Here is a 14,872-nt window from a genome sequence, read left to right on the forward strand (position 1 = left end):
CATGAAGTTTCTCTTCTATACCCACTCGCTGATTTCGGACTGGAACCACGGCAACGCGCATTTCCTGCGGGGCGTGATGCGCGATCTCGTGAGGCGTGGCCATGAGGTATTCGCCTTGGAACCCGAAGGCGCCTGGAGCCGCGAGCACCTCATGGCTGAGCAGGGACCTGGTGCCGTAGATGCATTCCACAGAAGCTTCCCGACTCTACGATCGACGATCTACGGAACGAACTTCGATCACGAGGAAGCCGTAGCGAATGCAGATGTCGTGATCGTGCACGAATGGACAGATCCGAAGCTCGTTGCTCGGCTTGGCCGTGTGCGGCGCAATGGGGGCAGTTTCACCCTGCTGTTCCACGACACGCACCATCGGGCTGTGTCGGCCGAACGCGACATTGCCCGCCTTGAGCTTGCCGATTACGATCTTACCCTCGCTTTTGGCGAAGCGCTGCGACAGCGATATCTTCGAGCGGGTTGGGGAAGGCGCGTTTTCACCTGGCACGAGGCTGCGGACGCCGAGCTGTTCCGTCCGATGCCGGAGGTCGAAAAGAGCGGCGATCTGATCTGGATCGGAAACTGGGGTGATGACGAGCGTAGCGCTGAGATTGGTCATTTCCTGATCGAGCCTGCTCAGGCCCTGCAGCTTAAGACAACAGTTCAAGGCGTACGCTACCCTAAAAGCGCACGCGAGGCATTGAAGCGCGCGAGGATCGACTATGGCGGGTGGATCGCCAATGCCGAGGTTCCGCGAGCCTTTGCGGAAAATCGCGTCACCATCCACATTCCTCGCCGCCCCTACGTTGAGGCGCTGCCCGGCATTCCGACAATCCGGGTATTCGAGGCGCTCGCCTGCGGAATCCCGTTGATCTCCGCGCGCTGGGACGACGCCGAAAACCTCTTCCGAGACAATCAGGATTTTCTCTTTGCGCGCGACGGCGCCCAGATGACGCGGTTGCTCAAGGATGTGCTTTCCGACCCGGCATTCGCCGACGAACTGGTGCGATCCGGCCTTGAGACAATTCGCGCACGCCACACCTGCCGGCATCGCGTCGATGAGCTTCTTGCGATTCTCGGCACCGAGGGGTCGGACCGTGTTCGAAACAAACTCCTTTCTGGGGAGGGGGCAGAATGAAGATAGCCTTCTACGGATCCAGCATCGTCTCCGCCTATTGGAATGGCGCAGCCACCTATTACCGCGGATTGCTGCGCGCTCTCGCAGCCAAAGGTTATGAGATCACCTTCTATGAGCCGGATGTCTATGACAGGCAGAAAAACCGCGACATCGATCCGCCTGAGTGGTGCAACGTCGCGGTCTACGAGGGCAGCATTGTCGCATTGAAGCATGTTGCCGAAGAAGCCCGGCTTGCCGACATCGTCATCAAGGCGAGCGGCGTTGGTTTTGAAGACGAGTTGCTGCTGCAGGAGGTGATGCACTCGGCTCGCCCCGGGGCGCTCAAGATATTCTGGGACGTCGATGCCCCCGCGACGCTCGCCGAACTACGCGCTGCACCCGACCATCCTTTGCGCCTCTCGCTTCCCGCGCTCGATCTGGTCTTGACCTATGGTGGCGGCGACCCCGTGGTCGAGGCTTATCGCTCCCTCGGCGCCCGGGAGTGCATTGCGATCTACAATGCCCTCGACCCTGAAACCCATCATCGCGTCGCAGCCGATCGACGTTTTGAAGCCGACCTCGCTTTTCTCGGCAACCGGCTGCCGGACCGCGAAGCGCGCGTCGAAACCTTCTTTCTGGAACCGGCGGCGCGGCTGTCTCGACACACTTTCCTGCTTGGGGGGTCAGGTTGGCAGGACAGGGCAAGGCCCGAAAACGTCAACTATGTCGGTCATGTGCCCACGCGCGACCACAATGCGTTCAATGTCACCCCGAAGGCGGTGCTGAACATCTCGCGCGCCAGCATGGCAGAAAACGGCTTTTCGCCAGCGACACGCGTCTTTGAAGCGGCGGGGGCTGGGGCCTGCCTGATCACCGATCATTGGGAGGGTATCGAGCTATTCCTGAAGCCCGACGAGGAGATCCTCGTCGCCCGCGATGGCCAGGAGGTTGCGGGAATCCTGAGGGCGCTCACCCGAGCGCAAGCGCAGGAGATCGGCAAACGGGCGCTCGCCCGGGTGCTGAGAGAGCACACCTACGGGCACCGCGCCGAGGAGGCTGATCGCATCTTCCGGTCGCGCACCCACAAAGCGGAGGCGGCCGAATGACGCGTTCGCTCAACGTTGTCGTCCTTGGCCTTTCACTCTCCTCATCCTGGGGCAACGGTCACGCCTCGACGTTTCGCGCACTGCTCCGGGGTATGAGGGCGGAAGGGCACAATGTCCTGTTCCTTGAACGGGACGTTCCCTGGTATTCCGGCAATCGTGATCTCCCCGAGCCCGACTTCTGCGAGCTCGCCTATTACAGCAGTGTGCCAGGACTGATCGAGGATTTCGCTGAGCGGCTACGCAGGGCCGATGCCGTCATCATCGGTTCCTATGTGCCCGAAGGCGTTGCGGTCATCGATGCAGTTGCGGCCGTCGATCCGGCGCAGCTCTGCTTCTACGACATAGACACGCCCGTGACGCTCGCCAAGCTCGATCGCGGTGACGAGGAATATCTGGCGCGACGTCAGATTCCGCTCTTCGACATGTATTTTTCCTTCTCCGGCGGCAAGGTCCTTGACCGGCTGGAGACGAGCTACGGCGCCCGGCGTGCGGGAGCGCTCTATTGTTCAGTTGATGCGGAGCTTTACCGCAACACAGGCGAAGAGCCTTTGTGGGACCTTGGTTATCTCGGCACTTATAGCCCCGACCGTCAGCCGGCGTTGCGGCAGCTGTTGATCGAGCCGGCGCGGCAGCTGCCGCAGATGCGCTTCGTCGTTGCCGGACCGCAATATCCGGAAGGGATCGATTGGCCGGCGAATGTCGAGCGCATCGAGCACCTGCCGCCTGAGGAGCACGCGAGCTTCTATAGCCGCCAACGTTTTACGCTGAACGTGACCCGCGCCGCGATGATCGCGGCGGGATGGTCGCCGAGCGTCCGTCTCTTCGAAGCCGCCGCCTGCGAAACGCCAATCATCAGCGATTTCTGGCCCGGCTTGGACGAACTCCTGCCGCACGGGCAAGCCGCCATCATTGCCTCTCAGACCAGCGATGTCGTCTCGGCATTGAGCGGCATGGATGCGAAGGCAAGGAGTGCGCTTGCGAGCGAAGCGTACCGTCGGGTGATCAATAGCCACACCGGCGTTGCCAGGGCGCGCGAATTCGCACGCACGCTTTTCGGCAACGCGCTGCACTTTGACAGGGAAGCACCGCTCAACAGCCCACGGGTGTCGGCTTGAAATTGAGGAGATTGGTTGATGCTGCATGAAACACAGGCTTTCGGGGGGAAAACCGTCGTCGTGGCCGGTGGCGCCGGCTTCGTTGGCTCGCATCTCTGCGATGCGCTGCTTGCGCGCGGGGACCGGGTGATCTGCGTCGATAGCTATCTGACGGGTTTCCCGGCTAATGTCCTTCCCCTGCACAACCATCCCGCCTTCACCATGATCGAGCAGGATATCTGCGACGAGATCGCGATCGACGAGAAGGTGGACCAGATCTACAATCTCGCTTGCCCTGCGTCTCCTCCGCAGTATCAGGCAGACCCGATCCACACCATGATGACCAGCGTCAGCGGAACGGGAAACCTGCTCCGGCTCGCTGAAAGAGATGGTGCATCCTTGCTGCAGGCGTCGACGAGCGAGGTTTATGGCGACCCCGAAGTGCACCCGCAGAGAGAAGACTACTGGGGTCACGTCAATTGCACGGGCCCGCGTGCCTGCTATGACGAAGGAAAGCGCGCGGCCGAGGCGCTCTGCTTCGATAGCCTCAGGGCTGGAAAGGTGGATGCCCGTGTCGTCAGGATATTCAACACCTATGGCCCGCGCATGCAGCCGAGCGATGGCCGAATCGTCTCCAACCTCATCGTTCAGGCTTTGCGCAATGAGCCCTTGACGATCTATGGCAGCGGCGAACAGACCCGATCGTTCTGCTATATCTCCGATCTACTGGATGGACTCACTCGACTCATGAATGTGCAGCCGAATCCGGGGGTGCCGGTCAACGTCGGCAATCCCGGGGAATTCACAGTCGCCGAACTTGCGGATCTCGTGCAGTCGATGGTTCCCACACGTTCCACGCTCATTCACATGCCGCTGCCGGCCGATGATCCGCAGCGCCGCCGGCCGGACATCACAAGAGCCCGCCAACTACTGGGCTGGGAGCCGAAAATTCAGCTTACTGAAGGGCTGGAGCACACTATCGCCTGGTTCCGCCACATCCTGTCGAATCACCCCCCGCGCAGGAACATAAAGCGTCCACGGCTGGATATCGCCCGACCTGCCTCCGTCGCGCCAGGGGCATCATCATGGAGGTGAAATTTTCGAGAAAGGACGATTTGGAGCGCGAGATCAAGGAACTCGGCCCCTGGTTCCACAACATGCGTATAGGGGGCATCGAAACGGCTCCCAACCATTTCCTGGGCGATTATCCGGCGTTCAAATGGGCTCGCTTCAAACACGTCCTCCCGGAAGATCTGGAGGGGCGCAGCGTGCTGGATATCGGCTGCAACGCCGGCTTCTACTCGCTGGAAATGAAAAAGCGCAACGCAGGGACGGTCGTCGCAATCGACACCGATCCTCATTATCTGCGCCAGGCGGAATTCGCGGCCGATCATGCCGGCGTTGAAATCGAGTTCCGGCTCATGTCCGTCTATGATGTCGCCAAGCTTGGGCAGCGCTTCGACCTCGTTGTCTTCATGGGTGTGCTCTATCACCTGCGCCATCCGATGCTGGCACTCGACCTGCTTTACGAGCATGTCGTCGGCGACACGATGCTCTTCCAGTGCCTGCAGCGCGGCGATGTGACCATTCCGGAGCTGCAACACGATTACGACTTTTCCGAATGGCGAATCTTTGAGCAGCCGGGTTATCCGAAGCTCTTCTTCGTCGAGGAACGGTTTTCCAACGACCCGACAAACTGGTTCATTCCAAACAAGGCCGCGATCGAAGCCATGCTGCGCAGTTCCGGTTTCGTCATCCAGCAAAACCCCGAGCGCGAAGTCTATCTCGTACGTCGCGGCCAGCGTTCATTTGCGGCCGATCCACCGCCGAAAATCGCGTAAGATTTTGTCGACGTTAGCGACCCCTTCGCCAATTGCCTCAAGTGAAGCGGGTCAACAAGTCGGCCCCCTCCCGACCGGGAAATCTTTCGTGTCGGCGTTATCTCCACAACGGTCCAGGTGCGCTTCCTGCGTCAAAGCTGGTGGAGCATATGAACAGCTCAGTTCCGAGTTCGACTTCCAGGGGCTCATTTGGTCCGCTCACGCGTGCGGCTCAGGTGCGTTCGACAAACTTGTTGAAGCGGCTGGTGCCCCCGTCCTGCGTTTTTTCCTGATAGAGGAAGGCGAGTTTGTTTTGATCGAATATCTTGAAGAACTCATCCCATTCGATCTCGTCGAATTCTTCTTCGGGCTCTCGGAAATCAATGCGAAGAACTCCGCCCTTGCCTTTCGTTCTGATGACAGCGGAATGTCCGTCCCGCTCCTCTGCCCACCTGCGAATCTCGTCGTGGTTTGTCGTGGTCTTCGAGCCGCTCATCTGCTTCTCCTCTATTTTTACGCTTTCCTAGCCGGAACCGCCTGCGCCCTCAAAAGTTCCAGCCGACATGGCGAACGACCACCACCCTCCACGTCCTCAGACCTTGGCACCTTTAACAACGATCCCGCCTCTGGATCAGCGAAGCCCCGGAGGCCATCGACCGGTCACCTTCGCCGCGTGGTACTGGCAGCAGCAGGCCCACCCAAGTTATAACGCCGTTAGGAACTGGAAAGGTGCGATAGTGATGATCGAGTGAGGCTTGAGTTAGGCTCTCACCTGAAGCAGCTACGCAGAGACTGTCTGCTGCCACTCGGCCAGGCGGCAAGTCGAGGCGCCCGCGCCCGGTAGGTTCGGGCTATGCACGGTTTTGATCCGGCCCGATCGCGCCGCCCTCGACGGTGCCGAAACCGCGCCAGCAAGTATTCAATGGAATGCGGGAACCAATAGGCCCTTGGGTTGTTCGGTTCGTTCATTAGCTGGTGAGGCATGATCAGCATGCCGCGGTCGTCTCAAAGCAGTATGAAAACCGGTCAAAAGGATAATAGGGATCCTCCAGTCACCAGCTATCTTCCTGGATGGGTGGCGCGGGCGCTTGCGGCGAATGGTATCCGGCGATTGGCAGAGGCGGCATCCATGAGCGATGCGGATCTCCTGAAACTCCCGGGAATTGGGAAAGCCTCGGTCAAGTTGATACGGTCCGCCAGCAGAAAGTCCCGGCGGGAGCACAGAGGTCAAACCAGTGGAACGACAACTTGAACCACACCTGCGGAGAGGAACCTGAAAGGTTAGCCGCTAAGTAACAGTTGCAAGCGCCGCAGATAGCTTTCCGCGGCTTTGTCGATCCTCGCTGTCTCAGCCCTGGGAATGCCATTTCGTGCTCCCGTCCACAGGCCAATCTGGAAGGCGAGATAACAGGCTTCAAAGGCGGTGAGGAGATCATCTCTCAAGTCACAATCTGCATGCTGCGAAACGATGTCCGCAAGGCGGTCGCGCTCAACCGCTGAAAGGTCAAATTCCACGCACGCGCCAGCGACGTCCCAAGCCACGTCCTGGCAACCGATCATGTCATGAGCGCAATTGTGATCAAGAGCATCGGTTTTCAGCAGCTGACCGGTTGCCGTGACCAGCCATTCCCACCTGTGAAGCCGATTGTCGCTATCGATGCGGCGCAATCGACGCACCAGTCGATCCGGATTGCCGATCAGCTGACGAAGCTTGCCCGCCGCTTCGCTATCACGGGCTTTCTCGACGTTGAAAACAGCCATATGGCATAGCTCATCGAGGGACGCGCCGCTGTTCGGGGCAGACATATGGCGGGCGCGGAAACCGAGATACCGGGCCAGCTGATCGATGATGTTCGATCTGTCCAGGTCAGCGGCATCCGCAGGCGTTCCTCTCACCCATCTTTCGACTGTAAATCCGTAGCATGCACCGACGATATCGGGTGTGAATCCTGCCTCGTTAAGCAAGGTGCCTCTTCGCGCCTTGTTCGAACCCGCATCGGATAGGCCGGCAAATTTGATAAGCCAGGATTGGTCCCCAGCCCGCATGAGGAATTTGCGTTTCTCCATCTGGATATGGCTCGGCGGCCAATCGCCGGGCTTCGCATAGTGGATGCCACGCCAAACCCCACCCGATAGATCCTGCCAAGAAACGCCTTCAACCCCCACAAGCTCGCTCACCCATGTCTGAAGGTTTCGCACTGGCTTCGGCGACCGGATGATGACATCGTCCATGCTGACAACATATCTTGCTCGTTCTCTCCAGCGCTGGCGTTGGTCTGTACTCGCCCGCGGCCCCGGTTCCCCGGCGTGACTCGGGAAGAAATGAAGCCTGTGAGGTTTCACTCCATGCGCTTCCAACCAATCGGCGACACTCCCGAACGAGCTTCCGGATAGGCCCGGTCCTTCGTCTACGATGGCAAAATTGCTCTCCGGATCCGCGAGGATACGGCCGGAAAGCTCCGCCGTGACCTGCATGCGCCGCTGAAAGGGATGTCCAGTCGGCCGCAATGAAAAAGCTGGGCCCGAGCCCAAGGCGGCGGCGACCAGGGCAGCCAGGGTGACCCCGATGCTTCGAAGGCCGATGACAACCGTGTTAGATGTGAGTTGCGAGCTGAGAGCGGCTTGAAGGTAGCTTTCTGGATAAAGAGCGTAAAAGGCAAAACCTTCGGTCTCCTTCATCTGAACGGGTTCACCGCTGTCCAAGTGCTCAAGAAGGCTTTTCCAGGCATTCGCAAGCAGCAATTCTCCGCCGAAATTGTTTTGCCACGATTGCATGACGGCTTGAGCATGCGTCAGCAAGAGCCTCGCGCCGGCTTCCTGGACCTTCGACACATCATCGGCCCCTTTCCTCTCGAACTCTTGATCGGCCAATCCCTGGACCAGCTCGCCCGTGGCGATGAAGGCTCTGACCAGCGCTGCATGGCGTCGCAATCCTGGCGGCATTCTTGTGCAAGCAACCATCGCAGCAGCAAGAGCGGCGCATACTGTCGCCGGTCGTTCAATGCGCCGGATATCGCCGTAGACCAGCATCGGACGGTTCTCCATCTCATTGCGAGCTCCTGACATGATCGTCGTTGGCGGTTCGCAGAATTAACCATCAGGTCTTTGGGAACAGATGACGCTGCAATCTGTTTGGGCAAGCATTGTAGATGCTTGGAGTATGACATGGGCTCGAGAGAAATTCGTGTCGGTCTGGTCGGGGTTGGTAATTGCGCGTCGTCGCTCGTCCAAGGATTGACCTATTACCGCGATGTACTGGGCAATGAACCGGTGCCCGGCCTGATGCATGTCGATCTTGGAGGTTACCATGTGAGGGACATCAAGATATCGGCCGCCTTTGATATCGCCGCCTCCAAGGTGGGCCGCGACGTGGCGGAAGCCATCTATGCCGAACCGAACAATACCGAGCGTTTTGCGGACATCGCTCCGACAGGGGTCGAAGTGAGGCGCGGCCCAACGCTGGACGGAATTGGCAAGTATCTGGAGGATATAGTCGAAGAGGCCCGCGAACCCGTCGCCGACGTGGCTAACATCCTTCGCGAAAACGAAACCGATGTGCTCGTATGTTACCTTCCCGTCGGTTCCGAAAAGGCTGCCAAGTGGTACGCGGAGCAAGCCCTCGATGCTGGTTGCGCCTTCATCAACTGCATTCCGGTCTTCATAGCTTCAACGGCTGAATGGCAACAGAAGTTCGCCGATCGCGGCCTTCCGATCATTGGCGACGATATCAAAAGCCAGGTGGGAGCAACAATCATCCACCGGGCGCTCGTAAATCTCTTCCGAGAACGCGGCGTCAGAGTCGATCGGACTTACCAGCTGAATTTCGGTGGCAACACTGATTTCCTGAACATGCTGGAACGCGAACGGCTGGAGTCGAAGAAGATTTCAAAGACACAGGCCGTGACGAGCCAGCTTGATATTCCACTTGCCGCCAACGACGTGCACGTCGGGCCCAGCGACTATGTCCCGTGGCTTGCAGACAGGAAGTTGGCCTATATCCGGGTCGAAGGCACGACCTTCGGTGGCGTACCCCTCAATGCCGAACTCAAACTGGAAGTCTGGGACTCTCCCAACTCCGCCGGCGTGGTCATAGACGCGGTACGATGCGCCAAGCTGGCGCTCGATCGCGGCATCGGTGGTGTTCTGACCGGCCCTGCGAGCTACTTCATGAAATCTCCGCCTCAACAATTCACAGACCATGAGGCGCATCGCCGGACACAGGAATTCATCGACGATCAGGAGGATATTCTGCGCGGAGCCGCGCAATGAGCGCCACGTTTCTTTTGGTGCGCCATGCGGCACACGACAGTGTCGGAAGATTTCTGGCCGGCAGATGCGAGGGCGTTTCGCTCAGCGCTGCCGGCTTGGAGCAGGCTCGGCGTCTCGGAGAGCGAATGAGAGGCGAGGATCTAACCGCCATCTACACGAGTCCGCGGGATCGCACCCGGCAAACGGCCGAGGCAATCGCATCAGCGTCTGCCATCGGGCCACCGCAGATCACTGAAGCACTAGATGAGGTGAATTTCGGCAGCTGGTCGGGGCAGACATTCGAGGCGCTCGATGGGGATCCTCACTGGCGCCGATGGAACACCGTTCGCAGCCTCGTGCGCACGCCCGGGGGTGAAACGATGCTGGACGTTCAGCGGCGAGTTCTGGAACTGATTGAAACCCTGACGAGCAGCGGGCATGGCCCCAGGATAGCTCTTGTTTCGCATGCGGATGTCATCAAGGCGGCAGTCTGCCATGTCCTTGGCCTTTCGGTCGACGCCTGGCCGAAATTCGACATCGCGCCGGCGTCCATCACCGTGGTTGTCGCTGGGGACTGGGGCGCTAAGGTCGTGACACTCAACGAAATCATCTCTTAGAGCAGCGGGGGAAAAACACATGATCGAGGCCGCAATGATCTGGAACGAACCGAACAACAAATCTCATTGGGATCCGGAAATCGACCCGGATTGGAGCCGCTTCGCTCAAATGGCTATTCTTGCGGCCGACGCGATCGCAACACGAAATCCGGCCCTCACAAAAGTCCTCGGCGGGTTATCTCCAATTGATCCCGGGTTCATGACGCGCATGAGAGATTACGGCGTGCTCGACCATGTCGATGCCGTGGCAATCCACGGCTTTCCGCTTGATTGGAACCTGTGGCAGATTCACGAATGGCCCCAGAAGATCGATGCAATTCGAGGTGTTACCGATCTCCCGATCTGGGTCACTGAGGTCGGCGTGTCGACCTTCGGGGCAGAGGAAGTTCAGCTGTGGGGGCTAAAGCGAACGGCCGAATTGTTGAAAGGCAAAGTCGAGCGATGCCAATGGTACAGCCTCTACGATCTTCCCAAAGCCTGGGAAGCAACAACACGACATCGCGAGGCGGAAGGCTCCTCCTATTATCGCCATTTCTATATGGGCCTTCTTCGCGAGGACGGTGCGCCAAAGCCCGCCCTCGATGAGTTCGCCCAACACACTCCCGAACTGGGTCTCGTGCAATGGTTCCGCTTCGAAGATCCGAGGCTTGACAATGCTGTCGCTTGGATGAAGCGCCTTGGTGTCAAATCTGTTCGCACCGGCTTGTCGTGGGCTGACCGCTTTCGTCCGAATGCGCTGGACTGGTTTGACAGGCAGATGCGTGCTCTCGAAGATTTTGACGTGACGGCGACATTCTGTTTTACACCCGAACATCGGGGTATAGCGCCACACCACACGAGCCCCCCCTTGGTCCCGGAGGAGTTCGCCCAATTCTGCGATGAGATGGTCGCGCGATATGCGCCGCAACGGGATAGCCGTTCCGCGTCGCCCGGACTGCAATCAGCTCGGCCTATCTGAAACGCCAGTCTCCTGCCTTCGGCATCGAATAGACCCAGCCGATCCATCAGGCGACTGAGCCCCCCTGCGTGTGAGTGACGCCGTGGAAATGCGGCGGTTGCCTACAGTTATTCGCCCACCAGAGTCGGTGCCTCATCCTGCCAGGGAGAGAGGATTTAGCGTGCCTGTCGCCTTCGCAGGAGAGCGACTTCGGAACCGGAGCGGGCCTTCTGAATTCACGCAAGTCAATCGATGGGTGAGACGAAGCTGGGTTCGGCTAATGTATCGTCATGGAACGAGTGCTCTACGGCGGTGTCCCGCTAGTTCGACAATAGCGCTAGCGTCATCCCATCATTTGGTTCTCATCTAAAAAACGGAGCTGAACCTCGATCGTTGACCTAGTGACCGTCACCGCGTTCAATTTGGCTTCAGCCTTGCGCCACGGGGGGGTGTCACATCGGAAGTTTGCTTTGGCCATGCATCAGTAAACAGCCGCCTGGAGGCGGCTGATTTTGTGATTGTCAAAGGTGAAGCATCTTCATTTCTTTTCCAGATCCTCGGCCATCTGGAGGTGATGTTCCAGTGCGGGAACGGTCTTTGCGGCCCAGGCTTTCAAATCCGGGTTGTCGCCTTCATTCCCGTAACGCTTGAAGACGTCGACAGCATCCTCGTGCGCGTCGACCTGATCGTCGTGATATTGCTCCGTGAAATCTGCTCCCTCAAGTTTCTTGAGCTTGTTAAGGGTTTCCTGCTGACCGTCCGACATAGCAGTAGCTGGCATTGCCTTTACTTTGCCACTGTCGATAAGTCGCTTCAGCTCGGCTGTCGTCTTCTGGTGATCCTGAACCATTTGCTGAGCAAACGCCTTCGTGGCTTCATCCGCTCGCTCGAGCGCGAGTTTGCTCGACTCGATCTCGAACATGTCACTCATCGAGACTTCTTTGACGAAGTCCTCAGTCTTGGGAGGGATTGCCAGCGCCGAATTGACGCCAGATTTTTCCGCCGCAGACTGCGCCAAGGCAGATGTTGCCACCATAAGACCGGCGGCCATCAAAACAATCGATCGCATCGGGCTTCTCCTTTGTGCAGCCATTCGAACAAAGAACCCGGGAACTTGTTCCTACAGCTTCAGGGAAGTCTCGGATTGAACGGGCTGGTGGATATCAGCCCGCGCTATCCTTGCCGATCATTGTAATAGGCAGCTCAGCGCCCCCAATCAGGCCACAGGAACTCCTGTGCGGCAAAAGGAAATCCGGCCTGCTGCGATGACCATATGCCTTGTCTCTTTCAGCGGGGAAGCAAATCCTCCGGCGGTGATGGAGATATTGAGGACCATGATTCCCGGTTTGGGAATCTGCGAAAGCCCGGCTGTCGCCGGGCTTTCTTGCGGACCCTGGCGTAGCTTAATTGCGGCGGAAGGGAGAGCAGCAATGCAGCTCATCGACACTCTTATAATCGATGGCGCCATGACGGTCAGAGGAGAAGGGCCGCGAGCTCGTCTCCTTGCACATGAGTGACTGACGACACCCTGATGGTGACGAAGCCATCCATCGCAGGAGATCATGGTTCAGCTCACGGAGACGGGAGCGATCCAGAGGAAGATCTATCTAGCATGCCTGCCACGAGCTTCCACGCAATTAAATGCCACGTGGAGCAGCTCGCGTGCCGCGCCGGGGCGCGGCATTGATGATCGCGCAGGGAGAGTATGCAAGTTCAAATCGCTCGATCAATGAGTTCCCCTTAGGATGCTTCGTGATCAGAAAGGGCCGCAGGGAGAGGTTCCACAAACCATATCACCGAAGAGGAACAAACCATCCAGTCGATAGTTCGCGGGATATGGCAGCCGCCGTTAACCATGCATGGGAGGATTCAATGTCAAACGAGTTTTCGGAAAGCGAGGTGGCGCCCTTGCGCCAGTCGCCACCACAAAGCGGAGAGCCCAATCCATCGACGACGAGCCCAGCGCAGTTGAGCGATCTTAAAGACAAGATCGCCGAGGACCTGAGCGGCGCACGCGACACCATCAAGGAGGGCGCCGAGGCCGCGGTCGTCAAGGCGAAGGAGGCCGTCTCCGAGCAGACAAATTTTGCTGCCCGTCAGGTCGGCGGCATCGCAACCGCCCTTCAGAAGGTTGGCTTGGAGCTCGAAAAATCCGATCAATCCGAGGTCGGTCGATACGCCAGGCAGATCGGGAGTAGCGTGCAAAGTTTTGCAAAGCAGATGGAGGGACGCGACCTCGGCGAAGTAGCAACCATGGCCGAAGACTTCGGACGCAAGCAGCCACTAGCCTTTCTTGGAATCGCGGCATTGGCAGGGCTTGCGGCCAGCCGCTTTCTAACGGCCTCGGCAAGTCGACCGGCGAAGGCAAGCTCGCGACAGGAGAATACGGGTATTCAATCCGATTTTTCCACGAAGAGCGGAGGGCCTGCAAATGGTTAAACCGACCGAAAACATCCCGCTCTCCGAACTCGTGAGCGGACTCGTGGCCGATCTGACGGGACTCCTACGCAAAGAAATCGACCTCGCCAAGACCGAAGCTTCTGAAAAACTCACACAGGCGCTGAGCGGCATCGAGGTTCTAATCGTTGGCGTGGTGCTCGCGATCGGCGCCGTCGGCGTCCTACTGAGTGCGCTTGTCGGCGGCCTTTCATCCTTTTTGGTCGGCCAAGGCATGACGCAGCCGAACGCCAGCGCGCTTGCCGCACTTGTTGTCGGCCTCATCATTGCCCTGATCGCCTGGGCGATGGTGTCACGAGGCTTGAGCGCACTGCGCGGAAGCAACTTGAAGCTTGATCGCACGACGACATCGCTGCGCCGCGACGTCGATGCCGTGAAGGAGAAGATCTGATGGCCAACTCAATTGAAAAGACATCCTCCGATCTTCAGCGGGAGATCGACGCTGATCGGCAACGTATAGGAGATCGCATAGACGCCATTCAGGAGCGAATGTCGCCGGGCCAGCTCATCGATGAAGTTCTGGTCTACGCGAAGAGCAGCGGTGGGGGCGAGTATGTCAGAAATCTCGGCCAGGCTTTGAAGGACAATCCCCTGCCGGTCGCGTTGATGGGCATTAGCCTCGCTTGGCTTATGGCAAAGCAGCAATATCCGTCTTCGTCTGCCGCCTCGTCGAGCGCTGGTTTGGATGAAGATGAAGACTATCCTCTTTATCAGGTGGAGGGACCGGTGCGGCGGATCGGCCCGCCGGAAACCGAAAACGGTGTCCGCTACAGCCATTTCGCCGACACCTCAGGGAAACGCTTGAAAGCCATTACCGACGATGCCGGACGCCGCGCCGGGCATTTCATGGACGACGCGGGAAAGACGTATCGGGGCTTTGCGGATGCCACCGGGAGGCAGATCGTGCAGATCGTCGACGAGACGGGAGCGATGTTTGACGCCGCGTCGGGCTGGGCCTCAAAAACATGGGCTCAGGTCAAGGGCACCGCAAGCAATATCGGAACGCGCGCATCGGATGCTGCCAGCTCGATCTCGGAGAGCTCCACTTCGGCAGGAGCAAGCATGCAACAGCAGGCGAGCAAATTGAACGATGCCATTCTAACCCACTTCCGCGATCAACCCCTCGTTGGCGGCGCTCTCGCATTTGCAGTGGGCGCTGCGATCGGGGCGGCGTTGCCGCATACGGAAACCGAAGACGAGTATTTCGGCGAAGCCGCCGACGCGGCGAAAGACACGGTTGCCATCAAGGCGTCCTCGATGATGGATCAAGGAACGGAGATTGCATCTGACGTCTATAGCAAGACCGTTTCAGCCGCGTCCGACGTTCATGATGCTGCCAAGGCTGGAGTGGTCGAGGAGGCCGACGCGTTCAAATCGGGGTGAGCAAGCGGGACCTGCACTCCCCGGAAGAAGAGTTGCGAACGCAATAACATGCTATTAAAATGGAGCGTCGATGCCGATTGGTCGGCACATCAAAGCTCT

Annotated in this window: 15 protein-coding genes; 12 read left to right on the plus strand and 3 right to left on the minus strand. The window is 58.7% G+C overall.

The window, feature by feature from the left end:
• The first annotated feature begins 1 nt into the window (after window position 1).
• The 5 genes from HGP14_RS23920 to HGP14_RS23940 are packed head-to-tail and all read left to right on the plus strand — an operon-like array spanning window position 2 to window position 5,152.
• Window positions 2-1,132 (plus strand): glycosyltransferase, encoded by a 1,131-nt coding sequence (locus HGP14_RS23920; protein WP_168832349.1) that lies wholly within the window; start codon window positions 2-4, stop codon window positions 1,130-1,132.
• Entirely contained in the window at window positions 1,129-2,217 is a 1,089-nt protein-coding gene (locus tag HGP14_RS23925) for a glycosyltransferase (protein ID WP_168832350.1), read from the plus strand. The genes HGP14_RS23920 and HGP14_RS23925 overlap by 4 nt, the downstream gene beginning before the upstream one ends.
• Entirely contained in the window at window positions 2,214-3,332 is a 1,119-nt protein-coding gene (locus HGP14_RS23930; protein ID WP_168832351.1) for a glycosyltransferase, read from the plus strand. The genes HGP14_RS23925 and HGP14_RS23930 overlap by 4 nt, the downstream gene beginning before the upstream one ends.
• Window positions 3,333-3,350: 18 nt before the next feature.
• Window positions 3,351-4,406: a UDP-glucuronic acid decarboxylase family protein gene (locus HGP14_RS23935; RefSeq protein WP_168832352.1), complete on the plus strand. Its 1,056-nt coding sequence runs from the start codon at window positions 3,351-3,353 to the stop codon at window positions 4,404-4,406.
• A complete protein-coding gene (locus tag HGP14_RS23940) occupies window positions 4,397-5,152 on the plus strand; it encodes a TIGR04290 family methyltransferase (RefSeq protein WP_168832353.1) in 756 nt (251 codons plus the stop codon). The genes HGP14_RS23935 and HGP14_RS23940 overlap by 10 nt, the downstream gene beginning before the upstream one ends.
• Window positions 5,153-5,363: 211 nt before the next feature.
• On the opposite strand, the gene HGP14_RS23945 is transcribed toward HGP14_RS23940, so the two are convergent.
• Window positions 5,364-5,627 (minus strand): hypothetical protein, encoded by a 264-nt coding sequence (locus HGP14_RS23945; RefSeq protein ID WP_168832354.1) that lies wholly within the window; start codon window positions 5,625-5,627, stop codon window positions 5,364-5,366.
• Window positions 5,628-6,146: 519 nt separating this feature from the next.
• On the opposite strand from HGP14_RS23945, the gene HGP14_RS36285 reads away from it, so the two are divergent.
• A complete protein-coding gene (locus tag HGP14_RS36285) occupies window positions 6,147-6,383 on the plus strand; it encodes a helix-hairpin-helix domain-containing protein (protein ID WP_281408119.1) in 237 nt (78 codons plus the stop codon).
• Window positions 6,384-6,412: 29 nt separating this feature from the next.
• Here HGP14_RS36285 and HGP14_RS23955 read toward each other — a convergent pair whose 3' ends face one another.
• Window positions 6,413-8,176, minus strand: coding sequence for a hypothetical protein (locus HGP14_RS23955; protein WP_246704558.1), 1,764 nt, complete (start codon window positions 8,174-8,176; stop codon window positions 6,413-6,415).
• Between the two features lie 120 nt (window positions 8,177-8,296).
• On the opposite strand from HGP14_RS23955, the gene HGP14_RS23960 reads away from it, so the two are divergent.
• From HGP14_RS23960 to HGP14_RS23970, 3 genes are read left to right on the plus strand one after another with little or no spacing between them, the layout of a single operon-like run.
• Entirely contained in the window at window positions 8,297-9,400 is a 1,104-nt protein-coding gene (locus tag HGP14_RS23960) for an inositol-3-phosphate synthase (RefSeq protein WP_168832355.1), read from the plus strand.
• Window positions 9,397-9,996: a histidine phosphatase family protein gene (locus HGP14_RS23965; RefSeq protein WP_168832356.1), complete on the plus strand. Its 600-nt coding sequence runs from the start codon at window positions 9,397-9,399 to the stop codon at window positions 9,994-9,996. Before HGP14_RS23960 ends, HGP14_RS23965 begins: the two co-directional genes overlap by 4 nt.
• A 19-nt stretch (window positions 9,997-10,015) precedes the next feature.
• Entirely contained in the window at window positions 10,016-10,954 is a 939-nt protein-coding gene (locus HGP14_RS23970; RefSeq protein WP_168832357.1) for a beta-xylosidase, read from the plus strand.
• A gap of 517 nt (window positions 10,955-11,471) precedes the next feature.
• Here HGP14_RS23970 and HGP14_RS23975 read toward each other — a convergent pair.
• The gene (locus tag HGP14_RS23975; RefSeq protein WP_168832358.1) at window positions 11,472-12,002 is read right to left on the minus strand and encodes a DUF4142 domain-containing protein; all 531 of its coding nucleotides are present in this window, start codon (window positions 12,000-12,002) and stop codon (window positions 11,472-11,474) included.
• A gap of 803 nt (window positions 12,003-12,805) precedes the next feature.
• Between HGP14_RS23975 and HGP14_RS23980 the strand changes: the two genes are divergently transcribed.
• Genes HGP14_RS23980 through HGP14_RS23990 form a run of 3 tightly spaced genes read left to right on the plus strand, consistent with a single transcriptional unit; the run spans window position 12,806 to window position 14,773 of the window.
• Entirely contained in the window at window positions 12,806-13,372 is a 567-nt protein-coding gene (locus HGP14_RS23980) for a nutrient deprivation-induced protein (RefSeq protein ID WP_246704565.1), read from the plus strand.
• Window positions 13,365-13,781: a phage holin family protein gene (locus HGP14_RS23985; RefSeq protein WP_168832359.1), complete on the plus strand. Its 417-nt coding sequence runs from the start codon at window positions 13,365-13,367 to the stop codon at window positions 13,779-13,781. The genes HGP14_RS23980 and HGP14_RS23985 overlap by 8 nt, the downstream gene beginning before the upstream one ends.
• Window positions 13,781-14,773 (plus strand): DUF3618 domain-containing protein, encoded by a 993-nt coding sequence (locus HGP14_RS23990; RefSeq protein ID WP_168832360.1) that lies wholly within the window; start codon window positions 13,781-13,783, stop codon window positions 14,771-14,773. The genes HGP14_RS23985 and HGP14_RS23990 overlap by 1 nt, the downstream gene beginning before the upstream one ends.
• The last annotated feature ends 99 nt before the right edge of the window (window positions 14,774-14,872 follow it).

The sequence above is a fragment of the Rhizobium sp. P32RR-XVIII genome (assembly GCF_012641395.1).
In the GTDB taxonomy this organism is placed as follows: Bacteria; Pseudomonadota; Alphaproteobacteria; order Rhizobiales; family Rhizobiaceae; genus Rhizobium.